3 protein-coding genes are annotated in these 6,136 nt (G+C 62.7%); all 3 read left to right on the top strand.

Annotation, left to right across the window (positions count from 1 at the left end; genetic code table 11):
- Positions 1-732: 732 nt before the first annotated feature.
- Complete coding sequence (locus tag ACXWUF_RS16520) at positions 733-4,176, top strand: beta strand repeat-containing protein (RefSeq protein WP_458503309.1); 3,444 nt, start codon at positions 733-735, stop codon at positions 4,174-4,176.
- Positions 4,169-4,351 (top strand): hypothetical protein, encoded by a 183-nt coding sequence (locus ACXWUF_RS16515; protein ID WP_458503308.1) that lies wholly within the window; start codon positions 4,169-4,171, stop codon positions 4,349-4,351. The genes ACXWUF_RS16520 and ACXWUF_RS16515 overlap by 8 nt, the downstream gene beginning before the upstream one ends.
- 44 nt (positions 4,352-4,395) lie before the next feature.
- Positions 4,396-6,136: type I secretion system permease/ATPase (locus tag ACXWUF_RS16510; RefSeq protein ID WP_458503307.1), on the top strand; the 1,741-nt coding region annotated here is incomplete at its 3' end.

Here is a 6,136-nt window from a genome sequence, read left to right as displayed (position 1 = left end):
GTCGCTATAATGAATTCACAATAATCTTTACTGGTGGGCTTTATGTCAGAGTATTTGCTTGTCTTCATGGGTGGCAATTATACTCCGCTAATGAGGATATTTAATATACCCATGCCAATATATTTTGCGTAAGTCCTAAATATAACTCCGGCTGATGAGCATCTTACAATTTCTCAGTACGGCACTGGTATTGGTAGCGCCGACCATGCAGAACGTTCCTATATTTTTGGTGGCTGTAACTTTACGCTTGACTTATCAAATGCAACTTTTGAAATTCGCGATGGTTTTAAAGCAATTAAAGGTATGTCTATTTATGCCGATGCCGATGGTTTTGATTATGACGCTAGCAATCGTATATCTGAAGCAATTAACACGTACTTATTAGAGCCGACTCTGGATCCCTACAATCTAGCAAGAGGTCCAGCGATCCAGGACGGCAAGGAGGTGAAAATTTCTTTCACTGGACCTGGAAGAACCTATAGCATATATGATCAAGTCAGTTTCGCATCTGATCAGGGGCGAGAGGATGAGGTAAGTGTCGTCGGCAGCCTAACTCGTTCTATAAAGGATGCCGCAGGTATAGCTAGTCTCTTACTTCCTGACGCGCAGTCATACTTCCAAAAGATTTTTTCGGATACCTTTCTTTCCTACGAGCGGGGCAATCTAAAGGTCATCTACGGCACACCTGACAACGACGGTCTTGATCCCTCCGATGCTGAGCTGAGTTTGCACATGCCTTACCATGGATATCTGATGGTCGGTGGTGCGGGCGACGACACACTAAACGGTGGCGAATACGCGGATGAGTTTCAGGGTGGTTCCGGCAGCGACACCTATCTCCTCCAAACCACCGGCGGCGTGGACACGATCATCGACCACAGCGGCACCAACCAACTCCAAATCGACGGCGCGACTGTCTCCGGCGAATTCAAACCCGCCGTCGACAACGGACAGATTTACTACAGCGCGGACAATAACTACGAACTGCGGCCCCTGCTGAACGGGACGTGGCGCATCTCGGCGAAACTCAGCACCGGCGAATACAAAGCCGTGGCCGACCTCGACGGCTGGCAGGCGGGCGACTTCGGCCTGACCAAGAACGACGTAGTGGCCCCCGTAAACCGGGTGACGCTGAGCCTTCCCAGCAGCATCGCCTACCTGAACATGGACGGTTCCGCCGCCACCCACCCCCAGGGCTTGCAGCTCGACGGGGGCACCCAGAGCGATTCCTTCTATGGCAGCATTTACAACGATGTCATCGCCACCGGCGGCGGCCTAAGCAACCTGGTCAGCAACGCCTATGGCGGGGACGACAAGGTCCAGGGCAACGACAGCCAGGACTACCTCCGCACCGGCACCAACGGCGGCAACCCCGCCATCTCCGACAACGACCTAGCCTACGGCGGACCCCAGTCCGACGTACTGCTGGGCGGCTACGGCAGCGACCAATTGTGGGGCGACGCCGACGACAACGCTTGGCTAGCCGCCGGGGCCAACAGCGGCCAACGGGGCGACTGGCTCAGCGGGGAAAAGGGCAACGATTCCCTTTACGGCAGCCGCGACAGCGATGTCGCGTTCGGCGGGGCCGGGGAAGACCTGCTCCGGGGCGGCGGCGGCGACGACCTGCTGCTGGGGGACGCCGATTACGCGCCGTTCTCGAAAGCGGCGTCCCAGCCCTACGGAGACTCCAACACCCAATCCTTCCGCTGGGACGCGGCCACGGCCAGCCTGAAAAAGGTTCCTACCGACAGCTACAGCCTCTATCCCGTGATGGTGGCGTCCAACAAGGCATTCAGTTGGGTGTGGAGCATCGCGGCGGACGACTATACGCTGACGACGCCGGCCGCTTTTGTGAACGAACAGCGGCTGGCGCCGAACGGCGGCGGCGACATCCTGGAGGGTGGCCTCGGCAACGACTTCATGGCCGGGCAAACCGGCGACGACACCCTGGAGGGCGGCGACGGCGACGACCTCCTCTACGGCGACGACAAGGACGGCCTGATGGCCGCGGCCGACCAAGGCAATGACATCGTGCGGGGCGGGGCGGGGAACGACCGCCTGTTCGGCGGCGGCGGGGACGACACCCTGACCGGCGGCACCGGGGTTGACACGATCTACGGCGGCACCGGCAAAGATGTCATTTACTACAACAAAGGCGACGGCCACGACACCGTGATCGACCCCGACCAGGACACCAAGGTGATCTTCGGCCCGGGCACTAGCCCCAACGACATCACCTTGCGGCTGGGCTCGCTGGCGCTCGACCTCGGCGATGGCGACGAGCTACACATCGAGGGCTTCAATTCCAACGACGCCTTCAACAGCTCCAGCGTCGGTCTGTTTGGCTTCGCCGACGGCACCCAGCTCACGCTGGCGGAATTGCTGGCACGCGGCTTCGACATTGCAGGCACAGAGGCCAACGACTCACTCACAGGCACCAACACGCTGGACCGTATCATGGGACTGGCGGGCAATGACACGCTGACGGGCGGTGATGGCGACGACAGCCTGGACGGCGGCACGGGAACCGACACCCTCAAAGGCGGCAAAGGCGGCGACACCTATGTGGTGGACAACGCCGGGGACACGGTGACGGAAAACGCCAACGAAGGCACCGACACCGTGCGAAGTGCCATCGCTTACATCCTGGGGGCCAATGTCGAAAACCTGACCCTGACCGGCGCAGCGGCCATCAATGGCACCGGCAACGCCCTCAACAACGTCCTGACCGGCAACGCCGCCGCCAACACCCTGAACGGGAACTGGGGCAACGACAGCATGGCGGGCGGATTGGGCGACGACACCTACGTGGTATACGACGCTGGCGATGTCATCATCGAGAGCACTGGCGAGGGCGCCGACACCGTGCAAAGCATCATTACCCATGCCCTGAGCGCGAATGTCGAGCGCTTGTCGCTGATAGGCTTGGCGGTGATCGACGGCACCGGCAACGGCCTGGACAACCAAATTTACGGCAACCACAGCGCCAATGTGCTGGACGGCGGCGCGGGCAACGACCTACTGATTGGCAACGCCGGGGCCGACACCCTCAAGGGTGGAGTCGGCAACGACATCATCGCCGTGGACGACGCCGGGGACGTGGTGATCGAGAACGCCAACGAAGGCTTTGACAAGGTGGAAAGCTCCATCGCCTACACCCTGCCGGACAATGTCGAACACCTGACCCTGACCGGTGCCGCCGCCATCAATGGCACCGGCAACGCCCTCAACAACATCCTGGCGGGCAACGCCGCCAACAATGTCCTGGACGGCGGCGCGGGCGCCGACACCGCCTATTTTGGCTATGCCAGCGCTGCCGTCACCGTCAGCCTCGCAATCGCCGGTCCCCAGGCCACGGGCGGGGCGGGCAGCGACACCCTGCTGAACATCGAGAGCCTCACCGGCAGCAACCACAACGATACGCTCACCGGCAACACCGGGACCAACATCCTGAATGGCGGGGCGGGTGCCGACATCCTGACGGGCGGCGCGGGCAACGACTACTACATGGTGGACGACGCCGGGGATGTGGTGACGGAGGGACTGAACGGGGGCGCCGACACCGTGCATAGCTTCATTACCTACGCCCTGCCGGTCAACGTGGAGAGTCTCACCCTGATCGGCGGCGCGGCCATCAACGGCACCGGCAACGAGCTGAACAACGTTCTTACGGGCAACACCGCCGACAACATCCTCGAAGGCGGCGCGGGGGCCGACACCCTCACCGGCGGCACCGGGGCCGACAGCTTCGTGTTCGGCACCACGACGGGCGGCGCGGGCCTCATCAAGGACTTCCTGTCCGGCACCGACCACATCCTGTTCAGAGATAGCCTCGCCGGGCTAAGCATCGGCGACAAGGACCACTTGATCGACGGCGGCGTCACCATCAACGCGCCGGGTGGCTTCTCGCCCCTGGCCGAACTGGTTATCGACACCGCCAACATCGCCGGGGCCATCACCACCACCTCCGCCGCCGCCGTCATCGGCTCGGCGCGCGCCACCTACGCGACGAGCGATATCCGCCTGTTCGCGGTGGACAACGGCACCGACAGCGCCCTGTTCCTGTTCAAATCGGCGAGCGCCGACGCCCTGGTCAGCGCCGGGGAACTGACCCTGCTCGGCACCCTGCAAGGCACGGCCCAGACCGCACTGGCGGATTACGGCTTTATTGCCTAAGTTCGTAGTTCATAAGTCGGGCATGTATTCCATGCCCGACATTTCCGGTATCGGCAAACTTGCGTCGGGCATGGGTACATGCCCGACCTACATGGCTGAATGCCGGGCCGTGCTAAGGTCGCGGCTGAAAACCGCTCCCACCGAGTACATCAATCTGACGCCTTACATCAGTTAAACTTAACACCCTAATCACACAGCCGTTCACCCCCGCCCGACTCCATGATTCCCCCCCAAAAAAACACCCCGCCCTTCGCCGAATCGGACCTAGGACTAGCCTTCCAAGCCTGCAAAGCCTCCTTCCTCTCCGCCGGATTCTTCAGCCTGTTCATCAACCTGCTGTTGCTGGTGCCCTCGTTCTACATGCTGGCCGTCTACGACAAGGTGCTGTCCAGCAGCAGCGAATCGACCCTCTTGATGCTCACCCTCATCACGGCCTTCCTGTTCATCGTCATGGGCGGGCTGGAATGGGTGCGCTCGCAAATCCTGGTCGCCACCGGCACCCGGCTGGACCAACTCCTCGGCGGGCGCGTGTTCGACTCGGTGTTCGCCCAGACCCTCGCCAGCGGCGGACGGATCGCCTCCGCCCAGCCCTTGGGCGACCTGCTGCAACTGCGCCAATTCCTCACCGGACCCGGCCTGTTCGCGTTCTTCGACGCGCCGTGGATGCCGATCTATGTCGCCCTGATGTTCCTGTTCCATCCGTGGTTCGGCGCCGTGGCGGTGGTCTCGGCCTTGTTGTTGGCGGGGCTGGCGGTCTGGAACGAAATCGCCACGCGGGCCGACCTGGAACAAGCCAACCGCGAATCCAACGAATCCAGCCAATTCACCCAGCGCAACCTCCGCAACGCCGAAGCCATCGAAGCCATGGGGATGCAGGCCGACCTCCGCGCCCGTTGGCGGGACAAGCAGGCGCGGGTGCTGGCCTTGCAAGGCCGGGCCAGCGCCAAGGCCGGGCTTATCAATATGCTGTCCAAGACCTACCGGCTCACCATCCAATCGCTGGTGCTGGGGCTGGGCGCGTACCTCGCCATCCACAAAGAAATCTCGCCGGGGCTGATGATCGCCGGCTCCATCCTGCTCGGGCGGGCGCTGGCCCCGCTGGACTTGATGATTAACTCCTGGCGCGGCTTCTTGCAGGCGCGGGAAGCCTACCGCCGCCTCAACGCCGTGCTGAACGCGGTCCCCGCCAAGGCACCGCCCATGCCCCTGCCCGCCCCGCAAGGCCGGATCAGCCTGGAACAACTCGTCGTCATCCCGCCCGGCGCGGCGGAGGCGGTGATTAAAGGCATCAACCTCGTCATCGAGCCGGGCACGCTCCTCGCCGTCGTCGGACCCAGCGCGGCGGGCAAATCCACCCTGATCCGCGCCATGCTCGGGCTGCACCGCCCGGCGCGGGGCAGCGTCCGGCTGGACGGCGCGGAAATCCAGCAATGGCACCGGGAGCAATTGGGCAAGCACATCGGCTATCTGCCGCAGGATGTGGAACTGCTGGACGGCACGGTGAGCGAGAACATCGCCCGCTTCGGCGAGATCGACCCGGCCAAGGTCGTCGCGGCGGCGCAGGCGGCGGGCATCCACGAGATGGTGTTGCGCCTGCCGGAAGGCTACGAAACCCGGCTGGCCGGAACCATGCTCTCCGCCGGGCAGCAACAACGGCTGGGGCTGGCGCGGGCGCTGCACGGCGACCCGCAGATCGTTATCCTGGACGAACCCAATTCCAACCTGGACAACGCCGGGGATGTGGCCCTGCTGAACACGCTGGTCGATTTGAAGCGGCGGGGCAAGACGGTCATCGTCATCACCCACCGCAACAACGTGCTGGGCGTGGTGGACAACATCCTCATGCTGGCGGAGGGGCAAGTGGCGCTGTACGGACCACGGGATGAGGTGCTGGCGAAACTGGCCCAATCGGTCGCCCCGCCGCCGCCACCCCAGAGGCCGACCCCGCGTCCCGCCCTCG

The organism is Methylomagnum sp., from assembly GCF_054333355.1.
The sequence above is the reverse complement of the archived record's forward strand: the minus strand, read 5'-3'. Positions and strand labels throughout refer to the sequence as shown.